Raw genomic sequence first — 18219 nt, 5'->3', positions numbered from 1 at the left:
ATGACCGAACCCACGGCCGAGGAAGTCGTACAGACCGCCGCCGAGGCGGCAGAAGGGCTCGTTCGCTCGCGATACAGGCAATCGGACGTCCGCGACCTCGACGTGACCGTCACGTTCGAGGAGGGGGTGCTCGACGTCGACGTGTACCTGAACGCTCCCGAGGGCGACGCCGACGAGGAGGCGGTGGCCGAAGAGGCCGCACTCGCGGCCCGACGCGCCGTCGACGACCTCTTCGAGGGCGCCTAGGAGAGGAAGAACACGACGACGCTCAGCTCCATCGCGACTCCCGCTATCAACACCGCGAGCGCCCCGCCCATCGAGATCATCGCGTTGGCGTGACTCGCCAGCGTCTCCGTTCTGTCGTTACCGAACACGGTGACGCGAGCGCGCTCCGTGGCCATCCCCGCCTCGACGGGTTCGCGGTCGGCCAGCGCGCGTTCGGTCAGTTCTCCGACGAGGGCGACGATTTCGTCGTGGTCGATGACCTCGCCGACCTGGTTCGAGGAGTCGACCCTGTTGACGATGTGGGTGTCGGTCGTCATCACCTCGGCGGCGTCGACGGCGTCCGGGAGACCGCCGATGACCATCTCCCTGAGGCCGGGTTCCATGTTGTTCCCGTCGACGAGGACGTACGCGGTCACCTGCCCGCCGACGTCGACGCAGGCGACGCGGATGCCGAGGGGGCCGATGCCCTCCGCCGGCGTCCAGTCCGTCCGGTCCCACGCGGTGCCGAGTTCGACGGGGTGCTGCTCGGCGTCGCGGAGTTCCGCGGCGGCGTGTCTGGCCGCCTGCATCATGTCGAACGAGCGTTCGCTCCCCGGCGTTACGTGCCCGAGGTCGTCGCCTCGAAGCCCGTTGTTGCAGTTGTGCGCGTCGACGAGCAGTACGTCGTCGAAACCGCTCGAACGGGCCTCTGCGGCGGCCGAGAGGCCGACGGCGTACTCCACGTCGTCAGCGTACCGCGGCGAGTGCGTGCTCACGAGCAGGAGGTCGTCGCCGAACGCCTGTGCGAGCATCTTCGCGTCGCCGGCGGTGACGCGGACGCTCCCGGTCGCGCCGTCGCAGACCGACAGCGATTCGAGTGCGCTGTCGGCCGTCTCGACGATGGTGTCGACCTCCCGTTCGGTGACGAGGTTGAAGTCGTGCCCGGCGGTGGCGTGCGGCGGAAACGCGAGTCCCTCGGTGGCCGACGCGACGCGCTCCGGGAGGTTCCCGCCGCCGATCTCACCCATCGGGCCGGGATGGACCATCGGGAGGACCACGCGAGCCTTCTCGGACCCCTCGGGCCGGCGGAACGAGAGGACGGTCACCGGCACGACGGCCACCTCGCCGAGTTCCTCGAAGAAGTCCTCCAGTTCGCGCGTGCCCTCCGCGATGTGCCCGACGAACCCGCCGAGGAAGTCCCGCACCGACACGCCGAGGCTGCGCTTCCACGGCCGGTCGATGATGGCGAGGAAGAGCCACACCGACGACCCGTAGAGCAGACAGACGCCCAGCAGGATGACGAAGTCGCCAGGGAGGATCGGGAGTAGGACCTCGGTGTGTTCGGCGCGGGAGAGGTACGCGTTCAGTAGCGGGCCGCTGCCCTCCAGGTACCGGATGGTCCCGCTGTAGACGAACAGCAACGCGGCGGCCGCGAGCGTCTGGATGCTCGCCGGCACGGACGCCTTCGGGATGGAGTGACCGGACACCGCGGCCACGACCAGCAACCGGAGCGCGAAGATGGAGGCGAGTCCCGCGTAGAGCACGTCGAACGCGAAGTTCTGGCCCAGACCGAGGACCAGCGCGACGACGCCGCCGACCGCCATGAACACCAGGACGACGATCTCACAGAGGAGCGCGAGGAGCGACGAGCGGTTCGGGGTCAGTTGCCCGTCGAGACGCCTGTCGACCACGCTCGTGAGCACGCTCGCGACGACCGTCGGCACCCCGATGAAGAAGACGCCCTGCGAGAACCCCTCGAGCGGGCCGGTGTCGAAGACGCCGATGCCGGTCACGCCCGCGACGACCATCGCGAACGCGAGGCTCGTGTACCAGCGTGGTGCGCGAAAGATGTACCGGGAGAGGCGTGCGAGGTCCCCCTGGGTCGCCGTCATTCTGCCCTATCGGTACCCGCGTGACGGTAAATGTGTCCCGGATTACTCGCACCGTGCGAGGAAGTTCTCGAACACTTCCTGTCCCGCTTCGGTGTGGCTGACCTCCGGGTGCCACTGGACGCCGTAGAGTTCGCGGTCGGGGTCGCTCATCGCCTCCACGTCGCAGACGTCGGACCTCGCGGTGACGGAGAACCCGTCGGGGACGGCCTTCACCTCGTCGGCGTGGCTCGCCCAGACGCGCGTCTCGGGGTAGAGCGACCCGAGAAGCGGGTCGTCCTCGTCGAGTATCTCGACGGTCACGTCGGCGTAGCCGCCGTAGTCGCCCGACCCGACCTCGCCGCCGAGTTCGGCCGCCATTATCTGCATGCCGAGGCAGATTCCCAGCACGGGGACGTCGAGGTCCAGGTAGGCTGCCGACTCGCCGCGCCGGTCCATGTCGGGACCGCCCGAGAGGACGATGCCGTCGGCCTCGACCTCCGAGGGGGGCGTCTCGTTGTCGACGACCTCGCTCTCGACGCCCATGTCACGGAGCGCCCGGTGTTCCAGGTGGGTGAACTGTCCGTGGTTGTCTACCACGACGATTCTGGTCATTACGCGCCGGTAGCGCCCCAGTGCTGAAAAACTGCCCGACATTCGGGCGAGCGCGACACGTTCAAAACCCCCCGGTGAGAACGCCCGGAAGATGACCGACGAGGACTGGACGCGAGTCGGCGACGACGAGGAACTCGACGCGACCGGTGGACACGCCGAGCGCTGGTCCCCGACCGAACGAACGATGGCGTCCGACCACGACGAACTCTCGTCGCTGCTCTCGCGCCACGACCTGGCGTTCGCACGAGACCCGAAGGAACCGGACGACCCGTCGGTGTTCGAGTTCGACCCGGCGGCCGACGCGGACGAGACGTTCCCGCAGTCCATCGCGAGCGGTGGGCCGACGACGAACGGCGTCATCCTCTGGACGCGCATCGCCCCGGAGGAGTTCGACCCCGAGTCCCCGCTGGCGGTGGAGGTGGCCGACGACGAGTCCTTCGAGACGGTCGTCCACCGGGGCGTGCTCTCCGACTCGGACGCCATCGAGGCCCACGACTACACGGTCAAGGTGGACCTCGACGGCGTGCTGGAACCGGGCCGGACCTACTACTACCGCTTCGTCTACCGGTCGACGGCGAGTCGCGTCGGTCGGTGTCGGACCCTGCCGGCGGCCGACGCCAGCCCCGACGAACTGTCGTTCGTCGTCCTCACCTGCCAGAACTACGCGAACGGCTACTACCCGGCGTACGACTACGTCGCCGAGGAGGACGTCGACTTCGTCGTCCACGTCGGGGACTTCATCTACGAGTCCGCCGACGGGCACTTCAAGAGCAGGTTCGCCCCGAGTTACCCGGGCCGGGAGAAGGACCTCCCCAGCGGGAACGGCAGGGTCGAGACCGAGGAGGACTACCGCTACCTCTACCGGACCTACAAGTCCGACCGGTTCCTCCAGCGCGCGCTCGAACGACACACGCTCATCCCGGCGTGGGACGACCACGAGATAGCCAACGACATCTACTGGGACTACGAGGACGACGCGCCGAAGGCGGACCACCCGAAGGGCGACGACCCCGAGTTCATGACCCGACTCGCCGCCGACGCGATGCACGTCTGGTGGGAGTACATGCCGGCCCGCATCAACTACGACCCGGACGCGACCCAGCTCCAGGACCGCTTTACGCTCTGGCGGTCGCTCCAGTTCGGGGACCTCGTCTCGCTGGTGATGACCGACGAACGACTGTTCCGGACGGGCGAGCGCGACATGCTGTTGCCGACGCGCCGTGCCACGGCACCCGAACGCGAACCGCCCGACCACACGATGCTCGGCCCGGACCAGTTGGAGTGGTTCCTCGACGAGATAACGGCCGCCGACCGCGAGACGAAGTGGAACGTCTGGTCCGACGAGGTGCTGACCATCCCGTTCAGACTCGGTGCCGGTCCGGCGACACTCTACCCCGTCCAGGGCGGCTGGGACGGCTACCAGAGCGAGCGCCAGTACCTCACGAACGCGCTGGCGGCCCGGGACGTGGAGAACTTCGTCACCATCACGGGCGACATGCACTGTTACGTCGCCGGCTACCAGCAGACGGAGTATCGCGACGCCGTCGACACCAGACTCGCGGGACCCGTCGACGAGGACAAGCGCATCGGCGTCGAGTTCATGACGCCCGCGCTGACCAGTCTGAACGTCGCGGAGGCCCTCGGCCTGACGCAAGACCCCTGGGCGAAACCGACGGAGCGACTCCTCCGGCGACTCGTCACGGCACAGAACCCCCACATCGAGTTCTTCGACAGCCATCACTGGGGCTACTCCGTCGTGACGTTCACGCGCGAGGACTGCACGTACGTGGGGTACAGCGTGGACAAGTCGGTGAACTCGTCGGACGCACCGCGCGAGGTCATCGTCGCCATGCGCGTGCCGGACGGCGAGGTCCGACTGGAGGACGTGACCGACGAGTACCAGTGACCACCACGCAGGTGCGACGGACCGACGGTCCGTCCCGTCGTCACGACCGGTGCAACTAAGCGACGGGAGCGCACACGACACCCGTATGGAACTCCCAATCGACAGCGACCACCCGTCGTGGCTCTCGGTGGCGGGCGTCGCCGGCGGCTACGGACTCATCCTCGTACTGATGACGGTGCTGCTCTTTCTCGTCCCGCTGGCGCTGTTCGTCGCGCTCGGGTGACGGCGGTCGGTACCCTCTCGGGTGACGGCGGTCGGAAAAACGGAACGGTCGGACCGGGAACGGCTCAGGCGAACGTCTTCGATATCTGGTCGTCGTCCTCGTCCTCGGCCTGAATCTTCTCCCAGGCGTCCACGAAGTCCTCCATCGTGATGGTGCGACGGTCGTCGCGGATGGCGAACATGCCGGCTTCCGTACAGACGGCCTTGACGTCGGCACCGGAGGCGTCGGTCGCCATGTCGGCGAGCGCCGCGTAGTCGACGTCGTCGGAGACGTTCATGTCGCGGGTGTGAATCTGGAAGATTATCTCGCGACCCTCGTCGTTGGGCTTGGGGACCTCGATGAGGCGGTCGAACCGGCCGGGGCGGAGGATGGCGCGGTCGAGCATGTCGAAGCGGTTCGTCGCCGCGATGATGCGGATGTCGCCGCGCTCCTCGAAGCCGTCCATCTCGGAGAGCAGTTGCATCATCGTGCGCTGGACCTCGGCGTCGCCGGAGGTCTTGGACTCGGTCCGCTTGGCGGCGATGGCGTCGATCTCGTCGATGAAGATGACGGCGGGTTCGTGGTCACGGGCGACCTGGAAGAGGTCGCGGACCAGTTTCGCGCCCTCCCCGATGAACTTGTGGACGAGTTCGGACCCGGCCATCTTGATGAACGTCGCGTCGGTCTGGTTGGCGACGGCCTTCGCGAGCATCGTCTTCCCGGTGCCCGGCGGCCCGTAGAGCAGGACGCCCGACGGCGGGTCGATGCCGACCTCGGTGAACATCTCGGGCTTCTCGAGGGGCATCTCGACGGTCTCGCGGACCTCCTGCATCTGTTCCTCGAGGCCACCGATGTCCTCGTAGGAGACCTCGGGACTCTCGGTGACTTCCATCACCCGGGCGCGGACGTCCGTCTCGTTGCTCAGGGTCTTCACGATAGAGAGGGAGTTGTTGACGGCGACGCGCATGTCGGGTTCGATCTCCTCGCGCATCTCGTCGGTGACCTCGGTGAGGGCCTCCTGGTTGTTGCCGTGTTGCTTGATGATGACGCCCTCGTCGGTCAGTTCCTGGATGGTGGCGACGAACAGGGGCGACTGCTTCAGCTTCTTGTTCTCGTGGGTGAGCCGTTCCAGCTTCTGCTGGTACTTGTTGTTCTCTGCGTTGGCGTCGAGGAGTTTGTCGCGCATCTCGTCGTTCTGCGATTCGAGAACCTCCAGACGCTCCTGCAGAGCCGCGATTTTCTCCTGTTGGGACGTCTCCTCCTCGTTGTACGGGAGGTCGACGTCGTCCACAGTATCGGTCATCAGCGTCTCATAAGGCACTGATTCTTAAGAGGCTTCGGGTGACACACTGAACGGCCGGCTTCGGGCCTGAGAGGCAGGTCTCTCCCCGTGTCCGGTCTCGCCGACGGTGGCGAGAGCGCTCGAAGCGACGGGCCGGTCACCGGGCGAACGACCCTGCCCGACCAGTCGGGTAAATTATTCATGGTAATCTACTGAATGAGTAAGTATTATTACGGGGTATGCGCAACTACGGTGTACGATGAGTGCAACCGAGCCGAGACACCGCGACCGTCCCACCGGTAGCTGGGACGACGTTCGGGACCTGCCCCCGAGCGCGAAGCTGGTCGCGAAGGTACTGGAATACAACGACACGCTGACCCAGAGCGAACTCGCCGAGGAGACGCTCCTCCCGCCCCGAACCGTCCGGTACGCCCTGAACAGGCTGGAAGAACACGACGTCGTCCACTCGCGCTTCTCCTTCTCCGACGCCCGAAAGCGGCTCTACACCCTCACAGTCGAGTAACGGACCCGTCCCCGGGAACGAGGTCGTGGACGTCTTCGATGCTGGACCGGCACGCTTAGGGCGGATTCCACACAACGCTGGCACATGGTACACGACCTCGACAGCATCGAGCGTATCGGCGTCGTCGGTGCAGGGACGATGGGCAACGGCATCGCACAGGTCGCCGCGACGAACGGCTACGAGGTGACGATGCGGGACATCGAGGAGGAGTTCGTCCAGAACGGCTTCGACGCCATCGAGGACAGCCTCGACCGACTCGTCAGCAGGGACGACCTGACCGCCTCCGAGGCCGAGGCGGTGCTCGACGCCATCACCGGGACGACGGTCCTCGAGGACCTCTCGGACTGCGAAGTCGTCGTCGAGGCCGCCGTCGAGGACGTGGACGTCAAGCAGGACATCTTCTCGGACCTGGCGGACATCGTCGACGACGAGTGCCTGCTCGCGACGAACACGAGCACGCTCTCCATCACGACCATCGCGTCGGCGACGGACGTGCCGGACCGCATCGTCGGTCTCCACTTCATGAACCCCGTGCCGATAATGACCGGCGTCGAGGTCGTCGAGGGGGAGAAGACCAGTCCCGAAGTGCTGTCGCTCGCCCACGAACTCGCCGAATCGATGGGCAAGGAGACGTGGGAGTCCGACGACAAGCCTGGCTTCGTCACGAACCGCGTCCTCATGCCCTGGATCAACGAGGGCGTCCGTGCCTACGACGAGGGCGTCGCCACGAAGGAGGACATGGACAAGGGCATGAAACTCGGCACGAACGTCCCGATGGGACCGCTGGAACTCGCCGACCACATCGGACTCGACATCTGCCTGCACGCGTCCGAGACGCTCCACGAGGAACTCGGCGACCGCTACAAGCCTGCATACCTGCTCAAGCGCAAGGTCGACGCTGGCGACCTCGGCAAGAAGACCGGGAAGGGGTTCTACGACTACGAGTAGGTCGGCACCGACGGTATTTTCTTGACAGTTCCGGGCCTCTACGGGGACGATGTCCCACCACCGTCCCGTCGTCCTGACGGTCCTCTCGCTCCTCCTCCTCGCGTCCACCACCGCCCCGGTCGTCGCCGCACCGCCGCCCGAGTCGGTCTGTGGGCTCTGCGACGGGGACGCGTTCGACGGTGCGGTCGAACGGAGCGAGGTGGACGTGCAGGTCCGCGACGACGGGTCGGCCCGCTGGACCGTCCGGGCGACGCTCGACGAGCGGACCGCCACCGAGTTGCGAGACGACCCGGACCGACGGCAACTGGTACGGCGCGGACTCACCCGGAGGTCCGTCGTCGAGGAGGTCCGGTCGCTCGACACGAGAGTAGAGGGTCGGGACCTCGTCGCCACGTTCACCGTCCCCGGGTTCGCTCACCGTGGCGCCGGTGGCGTCCTCGTCGTCGACGGCTTCTTCCCGTCGAACCAGTACGCGTCGGTCACCGTCCACGCCGACCGCCTGACGGTCAGTGGGCCCGGCGGGACCGCCCCGACGCTCGTCCCCGAGACGGCGCGGGCCGCGGACGGTGCGGTCGTCTGGGAGGGCGGGACCACGGACCTCGGGAGCGAGACCTACCTCGCGTTCGCCGGAGACGGCGGCGTCGTCGCCACGGTGACCAGCTATGCGGTCGTCGGTTCGGAGGTGCTCGCCGCCGACGCCGCGGCCGTACTCCCGGTCGCCGCCGGCCCGGTCGCGGTGTTCGCCGTCGCCCTCGCCGGCCTGTTCGTCGCTGGTGACCGGCTTCGCCCCCCGGACCGTGCGTTCGACGTCCGCGTCGCCGTCGTCGCCGCCGGGGCGACGCCGGCGATGCTCGCGGGTGGCGTCGGCCTCGCCCTGCTCGCCGATTCGTCCGGTGGCGCCCTGGAGCGCCCGGCGTTTCTCCTCGGGGTTGCGACTGCCGGACTGGCCCCACAGGTACTGGTAACCGCCGGCGCTGCTGCGACGGTCGCCTTCGCGCGTGACCGCGTCACTGCTCGGGGGGTTCCCCGCTGGGCGCTCGTCGCCGGGAGCGTCGGCTGGCTCCTGACAGTGGCCGCGACGGGCCCGAACCGCCTGTTCGGGGCCTGGGCGACCACCTCGCTCCTGTTCCTCGCCCTCGGCCTCGCACACGCCCGTGGCGACCGGACGGCGCTTCCCGTCGCCGGGGTGACGCTGTGTGCGCCCGTCCTGGCGACGGCCCCGTTCACCTCGCCCGGGTGGGTCCCGCCCGCCGTCCTCGTCGTGTGGACCGTGGTGACCCTGGTCTGTGGCGTCGCGCTCTACGCCGTCGGACGGAGTGTGGCCGCCGGACCGACCCGGCACCACGACGGCGGGGCGGACGGACGCACCGCTGGCGCATCGTGAGCGGGAGACCGGGTGCGAGTGACCGGTCCCCGTGAGAGAAGAGGACGGCCCGCCCGTACTCAGACCGAGAGGTCGGCCTCGTGGAACGGTTTCTGCTCGATGGTCTGTCGAACCCGTTCCAGGGCTTGCCGGTCGCCGTGCTCTCTGAACCAGTTGATGATGGCGACGACCTCCATCCGGGACACCTTCACGCCGCCCTCGCGGACGACGTCGACCGGTCGCTCCCGGAGTTCGCGGAGCGTCGCGACGGCGAGCAGGTAGGGGATACCCCACGCCGAGAGCGTGTTCCCCCGTCGCTCGGGCAGTGCCTCCAGGTAGCGCTGCGTGTCGTCGAGGTAGCCCGCCGCGTGGTCGACGACGCGCTCGATGACCGACGCGACGGCCTCCTCGTTCTCGGGGTCACACACCGCGTCTCGGTCGACGCCTTCGGCCGCCAGCCACTCCGCGGGCAGGTAGACGTTGTTCTCCTCGTGGTAGTCGTCGCTGACGTCCTTGGCGACGTTGACGAGTTGCAACAGCAACCCGAACGAGCGCGCGTTCTCGCGGAGTCTCGACGCTCGCGTCTCCGTCGTCCCGCGCGTGACCAGGCCGGTCACGAGCGACCCGACGGTCCCGGCGACGTACCAGCAGTACTCCTCCAGTTCGTCCAGCGTCTGGATGCGCAGGCCGCCTGACTCGGCGTGACGCTCGACGAACTCGGCCATGCCGTTGGTGAGTTCGAGCACCGGCGGCAGGATGTTCTCCTTCGCCTCCGGCGAGAGCCGGCGATACGTTCTGACGACGCGTGGCGTCTCCGCGACGACGGTCCAGTCGTCGTCGAGTCGGTCGGGAAGCCACTCGTCGACCTCCGCCCGGAACTCCTCGGCGGTCGCCGGGTCGTCGTCGTCCAGCACGTCCGCATACAGGCGCAGCAGTCCGGCCTTCTCGGTCGGCGGGATGTGTCCCGCGTCCTCGACCGTATCGGCGACTCGACAGAGGAGGTAACCCAGACAGATGTGTCGAGCAGTGGGCTCCTCCAGTTCATCGATAGTAATCGCGAACGTCCGTGAGACGCCTTGCACCGCGTCGTAACACCAGGCAAGGTCGCCGTCGACGGACTTCGCGGCCTCTTCCTCGTTCATCCACCTGTTCTTGTGTATTCCACGCGGAAAAACCCATGGTGTAGCGGTCGAGCGCCGTGCTACACCGACGCAACGCCGGGAGAACCGCTCCTGTTCGGGTGACGACGCCGCGATGGGAACAGTAAAGGAACGACGCCCGTAGTTGTGGACATGGACTTCAGCCTCACTGCGGAACAGGCCCAGATTCGAGACATGGTCTCGGAGTTCGTCGACGAGGAGGTCGTTCCCGTGGCCGAGGACATCGACCACGAGGACGAGTTCCCCGCCGACCTGGTCGACGAGATGGCCGACCTCGGCCTGATGGGGATGCCGTTCCCCGAGGAGTACGGTGGTGCCGGCCTCGACTACCACAGCTACGCCATCGGTCTCTCCGAGATCGCACGCGGGTCCGGCGGCCTGGGAACCATCGTCGCCGCACACATCTCGCTCGCCGGGAACATGCTCTACGAGTTCGGCGACGAGGACCAGAAGCAGGAGTACCTCGTCCCGCTGGCCGAGGGCACCGACGTCGGCGCGTTCGCCCTCTCGGAGCCCCAGGCCGGGTCCGACGTGCCCGCGATGGACACGACGGCCGAGCGGGACGGCGACGAGTACGTCCTGAACGGCGGGAAGCTCTGGATATCGAACGGCTCGGTCGCCGACACCGTCACCGTCTTCGCCAAGACGGACCCCGAGGCCGGCAACAGGGGCATCTCCTCGTTCGTCGTCCGCCCCGACGAGGACGACGGCTTCCACGTCGAGGGCACCGAGGACAAACTCGGCGACAAGGGCTGTCCGACCGCGGAACTCCGCTTCGCCGACATGCGAATCCCCGCCGACCGTCGCATCGGCGAGGAGGGCGACGGCTTCGTGCAGGCGCTCAAGACGCTCAACGGCGGTCGCATCACCATCGCGGCACGCGGCGTCGGCATCGCACGCGCCGCGCTGGACCAGGCCCGCGACTACGCGTCCCAGCGCGAGCAGTTCGACCAGCCCATCGCCGAGTTCCAGTCCATCAAGCACAAACTCGCGGACATGGACACGAAGATCCAGGCCGCGGAGCTGTTGATGCACAAGGCGGCCGACAGGAAGATTCGCGGCGAGAGCTACATCAAGGAGGCCGCACAGGCGAAGCTCTACGCCTCCGAGATATCCCGGGAGGTCGCCAACGAGGGCATCCAGATACACGGCGGCTACGGCTACACCAAGGACTTCCCCGCCGAGCGCTTCTACCGCGACGCCAAGTTGAACGAGATCTACGAGGGCACCTCCGAGATCCTCCGGAACACCATCGGCGACAAGGTCCTCGACGAGTAACGAGTCTCCCGGCGGGCGGTACCGCCTCCCGTCCTCGGGACGACAGTCCTGGACACGCTGATTCTGGTCCAGGACCCCCTTTCTGGTCCCGGACGCCTCGACACGTCCCGGCGAACCGGCGGTCGCGGCTCAGCCGTCGTCGCTGGTCTGTTCGACGACCCAGTCGACGTGCTCGCGCAGGCGCGCCCGACCGGCGTCCGTGAGCGAGTACACGTCGTACAGCCCTTCGGTGTGCGTCTCGACGAACCCCGCCGATTCGAGCGCGTCGAGCGCGCCGTAGAACGACTTCGGCTCGATGCGCTCGTCGTAGTGGCGCTCCAGTCGCGTCTTGAGCTTCTGGGCCGTGAGTTCGCCCGCGTCGTAGAGGAGGATGCAGATGTCCCGCCGACGGCCGCTCTGGATGAACTTCGTCACGCCCGGTCGGTCGCGCCGGACCAACTGGTGCGTTTCGCTTCGGCGGTCGCCCCGGAACCGGTAGGTACGACTTGCCCGGGTCCGAAGCGCCAGGCATGAGCGACGAGACGGTCACGGCCGACGGCATCACGGCACGCTACGAGGAGACAGAGACGGAGCGAATCCTCTCGTTCGAACGCGACGGCGCGACGGCGGCCATCGCACAGAACGTCGACGGCTACGCGATGTTGAAGGTCCGACCGACCGCCGACGGCGACGAACTCGAGCGCTACTACGGCTTCGACATGGCGCTCGACCACGCCGCGGAACTCCTCGGCGTCTCACCGCACGACCTGCCCGTCCCCGACGCGGCGGCCGACATGGGGATGTAGACCCGTCCTCGCGTCGGACCGACTCACCCGACGACCGAGTACAGCATCAGCATCCCGAAGTACAGGACGACGAGCAGGCCGACGAGCTTCAGCCGGTACAGCCCGAGTTCCTCCGACTCGGCGCTGTAGGCGTCGCGGAACGCAGCCTCCTCCCCCGCTGTCATCCGGTCGTAGTGCTCCAGTCCGACGTGGAGCGTGCACTGGTCCTCGCGCCGGAACGGGCGGTTGCAGTACGGACAGCGGTGCGCGGTGACGCCGGGGGGAACGTACGTGTCGTCGGTCATAGGTAGGGTGGGACGAGTGACGGTTCGGCGACGACCCAGAGACTCACCATCGTGTACAGCACCATCACGGCGATGAACGGGTACTGGCTCCGGACCGCCTGGAGGCGACTCGGGAACAGGTCGTACGCCGTCGAGTGGGCGACCCAGATAGCGAGCAGGTGTCCGAGCAGGACGAACGCGAGTTCGGCGCCCCCGACCCACCCGGGCAGGACGAACTGCTGTGGCGACGGCGGGGGCGAGAGCGGGTTCGCGAGGGCGGCCGACAGCGGGAGCGACAGCGCGACGAAGTAGGCCAGGTAGTGTGCGAGGTGGTACCCCGCCGCGATTGCGAGCAGGGGCGGTGCGAACCGACGGGCGAGGACGTCGGCCGTCAGGAACGTCTCGCCCGTGCGACGCGCCCAGCGTGACGCGACCCGGTACGCGCCGACGAACGCGCCGAACCCGAGCAGGTACGCACCCAGGTAGATGGCGAGGGGCGGCACGCCCGCCCCGTACGCCGCAGTCGCGGCGTCGGCCCACGCGGGCGTGGTCACCATGCCGTCGTAGGTGGTCACCCACAGCAGGGTGACGACGAAGACCACGTCGTCCGCCCCGGAGACCACAGCCGAGCGCGTCAGACCCATCCCGGGCAGTCGCAGTCGCAGGCCGTCGTCGTCGCTGGTGACCGGTGCGACCGCGCCGAGCGCGGCGAACACGCGCGAGACCGGGTCTGCACGCTCGAACCACTGGTCCCCGTAGGCGACCGCACCGGCGAGGGTCACGACGCCGTAGCACGCGATGGTACCCGCGAGCAGTCTCGGGTCGTCGGCGAGGGGAGTGACCACCTCGACGAACACCAGTGCGAGCAGTCCCACCACCGCCGGCCAGGTACCGACGTGGTCAGGGTACGGTCTGTCGAGCGTCGGAAGCACGCTGGCGATGGTGCGGAACGGGTTCAGCGCCGGCCAGGTGTTCCCGACGAGGTAGGTCGTCATGGTGAACCCGGCCCACCAGCCGACCCAGACGAGTACCACGGCGAGGTTGCGAAGCGGCGCGGGCGGGCCGGTGAGCCCGAACCAGAGGACGGCACCGAACCCGACCAGTCCGACGAGCGGTGCGAGGTCCCGGCCGACGACGGTCGGGACCCGGCCGAGGGCGCGGTGCCACTCGTCGATGCTCGCGATGTACCGCCTGTCCGTGACCGTCGCCGCGAGCATGAACGACGCGCCGACGGCCGCACCGCCGGTCAGCAAGAACAGCCACGCCGGCACCGCGAGCGTCTCTGCGCCACCTCGTAACGAGCCCCCGTGTGCGAGGACCGTCCCGGTCCCGACCGAGAGCAGTCCCAGGGACGCGAGCGCGAGAACGATTCTTCGACGTCGGTGCCGGCACATCTATCGGCTGGATTACGCCGTGACGGGCGCGCCGACGTAGAGGACGACGACGAGGAAGATCCAGACGATGTCGACGAAGTGCCAGTACATCGAGACCGTGCTCACCGAGACGTGGCGTTCGGCGGAGTACTGACCGCGGAGCGCGCGGACGAAGACGATAGCGATGAGCACAGCGCCGAGGGAGACGTGGAGGCCGTGCAGTCCGGTCAGCGCGTAGAAGCCGCTCGCGAACACCTGGCTGAAGGTCTCGGACCCGAGCGAGAAGCCCTCGTGGACGATGAACTCGTAGTACTCGTACACCTGACCGGCGATGAAGACGACGCCCAGCAACAGCGTGATGCCGAGCAGCGCCTGGAAGCGCTTGCGCTTCCCGTCGAGCAGGGCGGTGTGTGCGAAGTGGATGGTGAAACTGGAGAGGACCAGCAGCAACGTGTTGACGATGACGAGACTCCCGAACAGTTCGGGTACCTCACCGATGTCGCCGACGCGCACGAAGAAGTAGTAACAGAACCCGGCGCCGAAGGTCGCGACTTCGGACCCCAGGAACGCCACCATGCCCCACCTGAGTTTCTTCTCGCTCTTGTGGTCAGCCGCCCGTTCCCAGAACGAGACGACGAAGGTGTGATAGAGCCAGCCGAACAGGCCCACCAGGAACAGGAAGGTGCTCAGAATCGCCACGCCGGCGAAGACGCCGTAACTCAGTACCTCTCTCAACACGAGCACGTACAGTGCGGCCCCGAGGTAGATGCCACCTGCGCCGATGGCGGCGATGAACGGCCACCAGCTGGCCTCGCCGAACCCCTTCGGCCAGTCCTCGACGGCCGGAAGGTGGTGCCCGTGGTCGTCCGCGGATTCTTCAGCGACTGTCATACACGAGGGTTACGAGTCGACTACTAAAAATCCATCCAACCGCGTCTGCCGGTCGGGCGATTCCCGACGGCGGTCCCGGGGCTACCGAGTCTGGAGAACGTCGAAGAACGCGACCGCGTCTACGCCGCGACCGAAGCGTTGCCGTCCGTCGAATTACCGGCGTCGCCGCCGTTGCCAGTACACGTCAGTTCGTCCTCGTTCCAGGTGCCGTCGGCGCTCTCACACTGGTCCGCCAGCCAGGCCTCGTACTCGTCCTGGGGCATTATCTCGACCTCGAACATCATCCCCGAGTGGCCCGTGCCACAGAACTCGGCACAGTAGCCCTGGTAGACCCCGGGTTCCGTCCCCTCGGTCATGATGTAGTTGTGACGGCCGGGGACCGCGTCCTGCTTCAACCCGAGTTCTGGGACGTGGAACGAGTGTATCCAGTCCTGCGTCGTCACGTTGAAGTACGTCTCCTGGTTCGCCGGGATGGCGAGTTTCGTACCGCTGCTCACGTTGTGTTCGTCGTAGGTGAACGTCCAGCCGTACCGGAACGCGGAGACGTTGACGTGTTCCGCGTCCTCGGGAACCTCGGCCCGGTTCTGCACGTCGTCGACGACGACGCTCTGGTCGGCCATCGTCATCGTCGTCGCGAGACCGACGAACAGGAGGATGACCGCCGTCGCGACGGTCCAGGTTATCTCGAGTCTGCGGTTCTCACGCGTCGGTTGCGCCTCGTCGCTATCCTTGAACTTGAGGACGGTGTAGATGAGAACGGCCTCCACGAGGACCGTGATCGGGATCGCGACGACGAGCAGCCTCTCGTTGAGCCCCCATATCGCGTCGGCGCTCGACGACTGCGCCGCTACTGGCTCGGCGACCAGCAGCAAAAGCGCCGCCCCGAGCGCGGCTGTGGGGAGGATCCGCTTTGCGTTCATGACGTTTCCGGCTTGGGTAGATGGGGTTAAATATGTGCTGACTCGGCTGCGGCGACCGGGCGAAAGCGTACACTCTAAGTGGGCGGAGTCGAAGGTTGCGCTAGTACTCGTGCATCGAACGTTCCCGCGCCCAGTCGGTACCCATCGCAGGTTCAGTGGCCTCCTCGCCGCGACGGCGATGGGCGTCTACCTGCTCCTGATCGTCGGAGCGACGACGGCCATCACCGACGCCTCCAGGGCGTGCCCGACGTGGCCGGCCTGCGACGGCCAGTGGCTGGTCGGCCTGTCGAACACGGCACTGCTCGTCGCGTGGGGGCACCGCGTCGTCGCGTTGCTGGTCGGACTCGCCGTCGCCGCCACCGTCGTCGCCGCGTGGCTCGGTGACGCGAACCGACGCGTCCGTCTGGCGGTCACCGTGGCGCTCGCGCTGTATCCAGTCCAGGTCTGGCTCGGCGCACTCGCCGCCACGTCGCCGCCCAGCGGGGCGCTTTCGACCGTCCACCTCGGGGTCGGCGTCTCGATATTCGCGGCCACGATGGGCGCGCTCGCGTGGACGCTAGAGGACTCGACGGCGACCGACGACGACTACGACGCGTCGCTCGAACCCGACTCCATCGAGGAGGAGTCCGGGTCGCCAGCGCGGGAGGTCCCGACCGGCGGTCTCGCCCGCGCCAGGGTCGTCGCCGCCGCGTACTTCCGCCTGATGAAGCCGCGGTTGATGTGGTTGCTCTGCCTGGTCGCCGGTGCGGCGATGGCACTCGCGGCCGCGACAGGCGGGACGGAACTGACAGTCCGGACCGTCGGCCTGACCATGGTCGGTGGCGTCCTCTCCATCGGCGCGTCGGGCACGTTCAACCACGTGCTGGAGCGGGACGTGGACCGCAAGATGTCGCGCACCTCGGACCGACCGCTCGCAGTCGACGTGGTGCCGGTCCGGAACGCGCTCGGCTTCGGCCTCGCGCTGGCGACGGCGTCGTTGCTCGCGTTCGCCGCGGTGAACCTGCTGGTCGCGCTCCTCGGACTCGTCGCCATCCTGTTCTACAGCGTCGTCTACACGCTCGTGTTGAAGCCGAACACCGTCCAGAACATCGTCATCGGCGGCGCCGCCGGTGCGCTCCCGGCGCTCATAGGTTCCGCGGCGGTCCACGGACGCGTCGGACTGCCGGGGGTCGCACTCGCGGCGGTCATCTTCCTGTGGACGCCCGCGCACTTCTACAACCTCGCACTGGCGTACAAGGAGGACTACGCACGTGGCGGCTTCCCGATGCTCCCGCTGGTCCGCGGCGACGCCGTGACCCGCAGGCACATCGTCTGGTACTTCACCGCGACGCTCGCGAGTGCGGGCGCGCTGTCCGCCGTCTCGAACCTCGGCCCGCTGTACGCACTCGTCAGCGTGGCCGTCGGGGCGGTGTTCCTGTGGACCATCGTGCGCCTCCACCGCGAACAGACGGCCGACGCGGCGTTCCGTGCGTTCCACGCCTCGAACGCGTACCTCGGCGCGTTGCTCACGGCCGTCGTCGTCGACTCGATGGTGCTGTAGATGGCCACCGAACGCGTCGACCCCGTCGAACTGGTTCCCGAGCCGTCGACCGTGTTCGCCGCGTTCATCGTGGTCACGGGTGAAGCCCTCGTCGCCGCGCTCTACGCCGCCGAGGTCGGAGGGGTCTCGCTCTCGATGCTGGTGCTCCCGTTCGTCTGGATCGACGTCGGCCTCTGGGCACTCTGGCGGGCGAGCCCGCCGCCGGCACCGACGCGCCGCCGACGACTCGCGGCACTCGTTACGGTGGGCTACGGCCTGGTGCTGGCGTACTTCGGCGGCGTCCTCGACCTCGGCTACGCCTTCTACTCGGTCCCGGGATACGACCCGTCCTACGGCTGGTACGTGACGACGTCGCTCCCGCCGGGACTCGGGCCCGCCGTCGTCTACGAGAGCGAACTCCTCGTCCTCCGACTGTTCCCCTACCAGGTCGTCGGCTACGCCGCGCTGGTGTACCTCGTCTACGCGACGGTCATCGACGCGACGGGTGCGGCGGTCTCCGGCGTCCTCGGCTTGCTGTCGTGTATCTCCTGCAGTTGGCCCATCCTCGCGGCGGTCGCCTCCGGCGTCGCCGGCGGGTCGTCGGCGCTGGCGAGTGCGGCCTACCAGGAGTCCTTCCCCCTGTCGACGGCGGTGTTCGTCGTCACCGTCGGGTTGCTGTACTGGCGGCCGCTGCGGTAGGGCTGACCGGCCGTCGAGTCACGCCCAGGGCGGCGTCAGGTGGACGTGAAACAGCTTCTCGCAGTCTGCCTCGCCACAGACCGGACAGGAGTCCCCGGTGGCCGAACCGCCGTCGGTCCGTGACGGGGCGCGTTCCGGGTCGGCCGCCGAGACGACGCGCGTCCCGGCGTGCCCGAGTTCGTACCCCAACTCGGTCTGGCGGACGTAGTACTCACAGAGCCGAGAGAGGTGGTAGTTGAACTTCCCGGTGTCGCGGACCCCGACGCGCTCCCGGAGCGTCGAGAACGCTAGTGGTTCGTCAGCGTCTGCGAGTTCCCGGAGGATGGCCATGCGTATCTCGTTGCCGAGTACTTCGAGGGCGTCCGTCGCGTCCGCGTCGTCCATGTCCAGGGGTGCGCGGACGTCCGTGATATAGTTCGT

20 protein-coding genes are annotated in these 18219 nt (G+C 67.7%); 10 read left to right on the top strand and 10 right to left on the bottom strand.

Annotation, left to right across the window (positions count from 1 at the left end; all coding sequences use genetic code 11):
• Window positions 1-246 (top strand): DUF3194 domain-containing protein, encoded by a 246-nt coding sequence (locus tag ACSC1W_RS04125; RefSeq protein ID WP_435345593.1) that lies wholly within the window; start codon window positions 1-3, stop codon window positions 244-246.
• Here the strand turns inward: ACSC1W_RS04125 and ACSC1W_RS04120 are convergent.
• Together ACSC1W_RS04120 and ACSC1W_RS04115 are read right to left on the bottom strand one after the other, a co-directional pair.
• The gene (locus tag ACSC1W_RS04120) at window positions 243-2096 is read right to left on the bottom strand and encodes a DUF2070 family protein (RefSeq protein WP_435345592.1); all 1854 of its coding nucleotides are present in this window, start codon (window positions 2094-2096) and stop codon (window positions 243-245) included. The genes ACSC1W_RS04125 and ACSC1W_RS04120 overlap by 4 nt on opposite strands.
• 42 nt (window positions 2097-2138) lie before the next feature.
• Entirely contained in the window at window positions 2139-2687 is a 549-nt protein-coding gene (locus tag ACSC1W_RS04115; protein WP_435345591.1) for a GMP synthase subunit A, read from the bottom strand.
• 91 nt (window positions 2688-2778) lie between these two features.
• Between ACSC1W_RS04115 and ACSC1W_RS04110 the strand changes: the two genes are divergently transcribed.
• Together ACSC1W_RS04110 and ACSC1W_RS04105 are read left to right on the top strand one after the other, a co-directional pair.
• Complete coding sequence (locus ACSC1W_RS04110) at window positions 2779-4593, top strand: alkaline phosphatase D family protein (RefSeq protein ID WP_435345590.1); 1815 nt, start codon at window positions 2779-2781, stop codon at window positions 4591-4593.
• Window positions 4594-4678: 85 nt separating this feature from the next.
• Window positions 4679-4816, top strand: a complete 138-nt coding sequence (locus ACSC1W_RS04105; RefSeq protein WP_435345589.1) for a hypothetical protein — start codon at window positions 4679-4681, stop codon at window positions 4814-4816.
• A 64-nt stretch (window positions 4817-4880) separates the two neighbouring features.
• Here ACSC1W_RS04105 and pan1 read toward each other — a convergent pair whose 3' ends face one another.
• Window positions 4881-6098: a proteasome-activating nucleotidase Pan1 gene (pan1, locus tag ACSC1W_RS04100; protein WP_435345588.1), complete on the bottom strand. Its 1218-nt coding sequence runs from the start codon at window positions 6096-6098 to the stop codon at window positions 4881-4883.
• 238 nt (window positions 6099-6336) lie between these two features.
• Here pan1 and ACSC1W_RS04095 point away from each other — a divergent pair, with 238 nt between their 5' ends.
• The 3 genes from ACSC1W_RS04095 to ACSC1W_RS04085 all read left to right on the top strand — a co-directional run bounded on the left by ACSC1W_RS04095 (window position 6337) and on the right by ACSC1W_RS04085 (window position 8932).
• Window positions 6337-6600 (top strand): MarR family transcriptional regulator, encoded by a 264-nt coding sequence (locus ACSC1W_RS04095; RefSeq protein WP_435345587.1) that lies wholly within the window; start codon window positions 6337-6339, stop codon window positions 6598-6600.
• 84 nt (window positions 6601-6684) lie between these two features.
• Window positions 6685-7548: a 3-hydroxyacyl-CoA dehydrogenase family protein gene (locus ACSC1W_RS04090; protein ID WP_435345586.1), complete on the top strand. Its 864-nt coding sequence runs from the start codon at window positions 6685-6687 to the stop codon at window positions 7546-7548.
• Between the two features lie 49 nt (window positions 7549-7597).
• A complete protein-coding gene (locus ACSC1W_RS04085; RefSeq protein ID WP_435345585.1) occupies window positions 7598-8932 on the top strand; it encodes a hypothetical protein in 1335 nt (444 codons plus the stop codon).
• 59 nt (window positions 8933-8991) lie between these two features.
• Here the strand turns inward: ACSC1W_RS04085 and ACSC1W_RS04080 are convergent, their stop codons facing one another.
• Window positions 8992-10053, bottom strand: coding sequence for a phytoene/squalene synthase family protein (locus tag ACSC1W_RS04080; RefSeq protein WP_435345584.1), 1062 nt, complete (start codon window positions 10051-10053; stop codon window positions 8992-8994).
• Window positions 10054-10203: 150 nt separating this feature from the next.
• Here ACSC1W_RS04080 and ACSC1W_RS04075 point away from each other — a divergent pair, with 150 nt between their 5' ends.
• On the top strand, window positions 10204-11349 hold the full coding sequence (locus ACSC1W_RS04075; protein ID WP_435345583.1) for an acyl-CoA dehydrogenase: 1146 nt from the start codon (window positions 10204-10206) through the stop codon (window positions 11347-11349).
• A 129-nt stretch (window positions 11350-11478) separates the two neighbouring features.
• On the opposite strand, the gene ACSC1W_RS04070 is transcribed toward ACSC1W_RS04075, so the two are convergent.
• On the bottom strand, window positions 11479-11763 hold the full coding sequence (locus tag ACSC1W_RS04070) for a PadR family transcriptional regulator (RefSeq protein ID WP_435345582.1): 285 nt from the start codon (window positions 11761-11763) through the stop codon (window positions 11479-11481).
• 95 nt (window positions 11764-11858) lie between these two features.
• Between ACSC1W_RS04070 and ACSC1W_RS04065 the strand changes: the two genes are divergently transcribed.
• Window positions 11859-12134, top strand: coding sequence for a DUF7111 family protein (locus ACSC1W_RS04065; RefSeq protein ID WP_435345581.1), 276 nt, complete (start codon window positions 11859-11861; stop codon window positions 12132-12134).
• A 23-nt stretch (window positions 12135-12157) separates the two neighbouring features.
• Here ACSC1W_RS04065 and ACSC1W_RS04060 read toward each other — a convergent pair whose 3' ends face one another.
• From ACSC1W_RS04060 to coxB, 4 genes are all read right to left on the bottom strand, one after another.
• Entirely contained in the window at window positions 12158-12418 is a 261-nt protein-coding gene (locus ACSC1W_RS04060) for a DUF7410 domain-containing protein (RefSeq protein WP_435345580.1), read from the bottom strand.
• A complete protein-coding gene (locus ACSC1W_RS04055) occupies window positions 12415-13791 on the bottom strand; it encodes a hypothetical protein (protein ID WP_435345579.1) in 1377 nt (458 codons plus the stop codon). Before ACSC1W_RS04055 ends, ACSC1W_RS04060 begins: the two co-directional genes overlap by 4 nt.
• Before the next feature lie 12 nt (window positions 13792-13803).
• Window positions 13804-14661: a cytochrome c oxidase subunit 3 gene (locus ACSC1W_RS04050; RefSeq protein ID WP_435345578.1), complete on the bottom strand. Its 858-nt coding sequence runs from the start codon at window positions 14659-14661 to the stop codon at window positions 13804-13806.
• Window positions 14662-14780: 119 nt separating this feature from the next.
• Complete coding sequence (gene coxB / locus ACSC1W_RS04045; protein WP_435345577.1) at window positions 14781-15581, bottom strand: cytochrome c oxidase subunit II; 801 nt, start codon at window positions 15579-15581, stop codon at window positions 14781-14783.
• Between the two features lie 178 nt (window positions 15582-15759).
• On the opposite strand from coxB, the gene ACSC1W_RS04040 reads away from it, so the two are divergent.
• Together ACSC1W_RS04040 and ACSC1W_RS04035 are read left to right on the top strand one after the other, a co-directional pair.
• The gene (locus tag ACSC1W_RS04040) at window positions 15760-17121 is read left to right on the top strand and encodes a heme o synthase (RefSeq protein ID WP_435346009.1); all 1362 of its coding nucleotides are present in this window, start codon (window positions 15760-15762) and stop codon (window positions 17119-17121) included.
• On the top strand, window positions 17122-17799 hold the full coding sequence (locus ACSC1W_RS04035) for a DUF7546 family protein (protein ID WP_435345576.1): 678 nt from the start codon (window positions 17122-17124) through the stop codon (window positions 17797-17799). It begins immediately after the preceding gene.
• Window positions 17800-17817: 18 nt separating this feature from the next.
• Here the strand turns inward: ACSC1W_RS04035 and ACSC1W_RS04030 are convergent, their stop codons facing one another.
• On the bottom strand, window positions 17818-18183 hold the full coding sequence (locus tag ACSC1W_RS04030) for a DUF7347 domain-containing protein (protein WP_435345575.1): 366 nt from the start codon (window positions 18181-18183) through the stop codon (window positions 17818-17820).
• Window positions 18184-18219: the final 36 nt, after the last annotated feature.

It is taken from the genome of Haloarchaeobius marinus (genome assembly GCF_051207415.1).
In the GTDB taxonomy this organism is placed as follows: Archaea; Halobacteriota; Halobacteria; order Halobacteriales; family Natrialbaceae; genus Haloarchaeobius.
This window is presented reverse-complemented; position numbering and strand designations above follow the sequence as displayed.

Coding starts and splice junctions, on each gene's coding strand:
- ACSC1W_RS04125 (WP_435345593.1), top strand. CDS start 1: ATGACCGAACCCACGGCCGAGGAAGTCGTACAGACCGCCGCCGAGGCG.
- ACSC1W_RS04120 (WP_435345592.1), bottom strand. CDS start 2,096: ATGACGGCGACCCAGGGGGACCTCGCACGCCTCTCCCGGTACATCTTT.
- ACSC1W_RS04115 (WP_435345591.1), bottom strand. CDS start 2,687: ATGACCAGAATCGTCGTGGTAGACAACCACGGACAGTTCACCCACCTG.
- ACSC1W_RS04110 (WP_435345590.1), top strand. CDS start 2,779: ATGACCGACGAGGACTGGACGCGAGTCGGCGACGACGAGGAACTCGAC.
- ACSC1W_RS04105 (WP_435345589.1), top strand. CDS start 4,679: ATGGAACTCCCAATCGACAGCGACCACCCGTCGTGGCTCTCGGTGGCG.
- pan1 (WP_435345588.1), bottom strand. CDS start 6,098: ATGACCGATACTGTGGACGACGTCGACCTCCCGTACAACGAGGAGGAG.
- ACSC1W_RS04095 (WP_435345587.1), top strand. CDS start 6,337: ATGAGTGCAACCGAGCCGAGACACCGCGACCGTCCCACCGGTAGCTGG.
- ACSC1W_RS04090 (WP_435345586.1), top strand. CDS start 6,685: ATGGTACACGACCTCGACAGCATCGAGCGTATCGGCGTCGTCGGTGCA.
- ACSC1W_RS04085 (WP_435345585.1), top strand. CDS start 7,598: ATGTCCCACCACCGTCCCGTCGTCCTGACGGTCCTCTCGCTCCTCCTC.
- ACSC1W_RS04080 (WP_435345584.1), bottom strand. CDS start 10,053: ATGAACGAGGAAGAGGCCGCGAAGTCCGTCGACGGCGACCTTGCCTGG.
- ACSC1W_RS04075 (WP_435345583.1), top strand. CDS start 10,204: ATGGACTTCAGCCTCACTGCGGAACAGGCCCAGATTCGAGACATGGTC.
- ACSC1W_RS04065 (WP_435345581.1), top strand. CDS start 11,859: ATGAGCGACGAGACGGTCACGGCCGACGGCATCACGGCACGCTACGAG.
- ACSC1W_RS04060 (WP_435345580.1), bottom strand. CDS start 12,418: ATGACCGACGACACGTACGTTCCCCCCGGCGTCACCGCGCACCGCTGT.
- ACSC1W_RS04055 (WP_435345579.1), bottom strand. CDS start 13,791: ATGTGCCGGCACCGACGTCGAAGAATCGTTCTCGCGCTCGCGTCCCTG.
- ACSC1W_RS04050 (WP_435345578.1), bottom strand. CDS start 14,661: ATGACAGTCGCTGAAGAATCCGCGGACGACCACGGGCACCACCTTCCG.
- coxB (WP_435345577.1), bottom strand. CDS start 15,581: ATGAACGCAAAGCGGATCCTCCCCACAGCCGCGCTCGGGGCGGCGCTT.
- ACSC1W_RS04040 (WP_435346009.1), top strand. CDS start 15,760: ATGGGCGTCTACCTGCTCCTGATCGTCGGAGCGACGACGGCCATCACC.
- ACSC1W_RS04035 (WP_435345576.1), top strand. CDS start 17,122: ATGGCCACCGAACGCGTCGACCCCGTCGAACTGGTTCCCGAGCCGTCG.
- ACSC1W_RS04030 (WP_435345575.1), bottom strand. CDS start 18,183: ATGGACGACGCGGACGCGACGGACGCCCTCGAAGTACTCGGCAACGAG.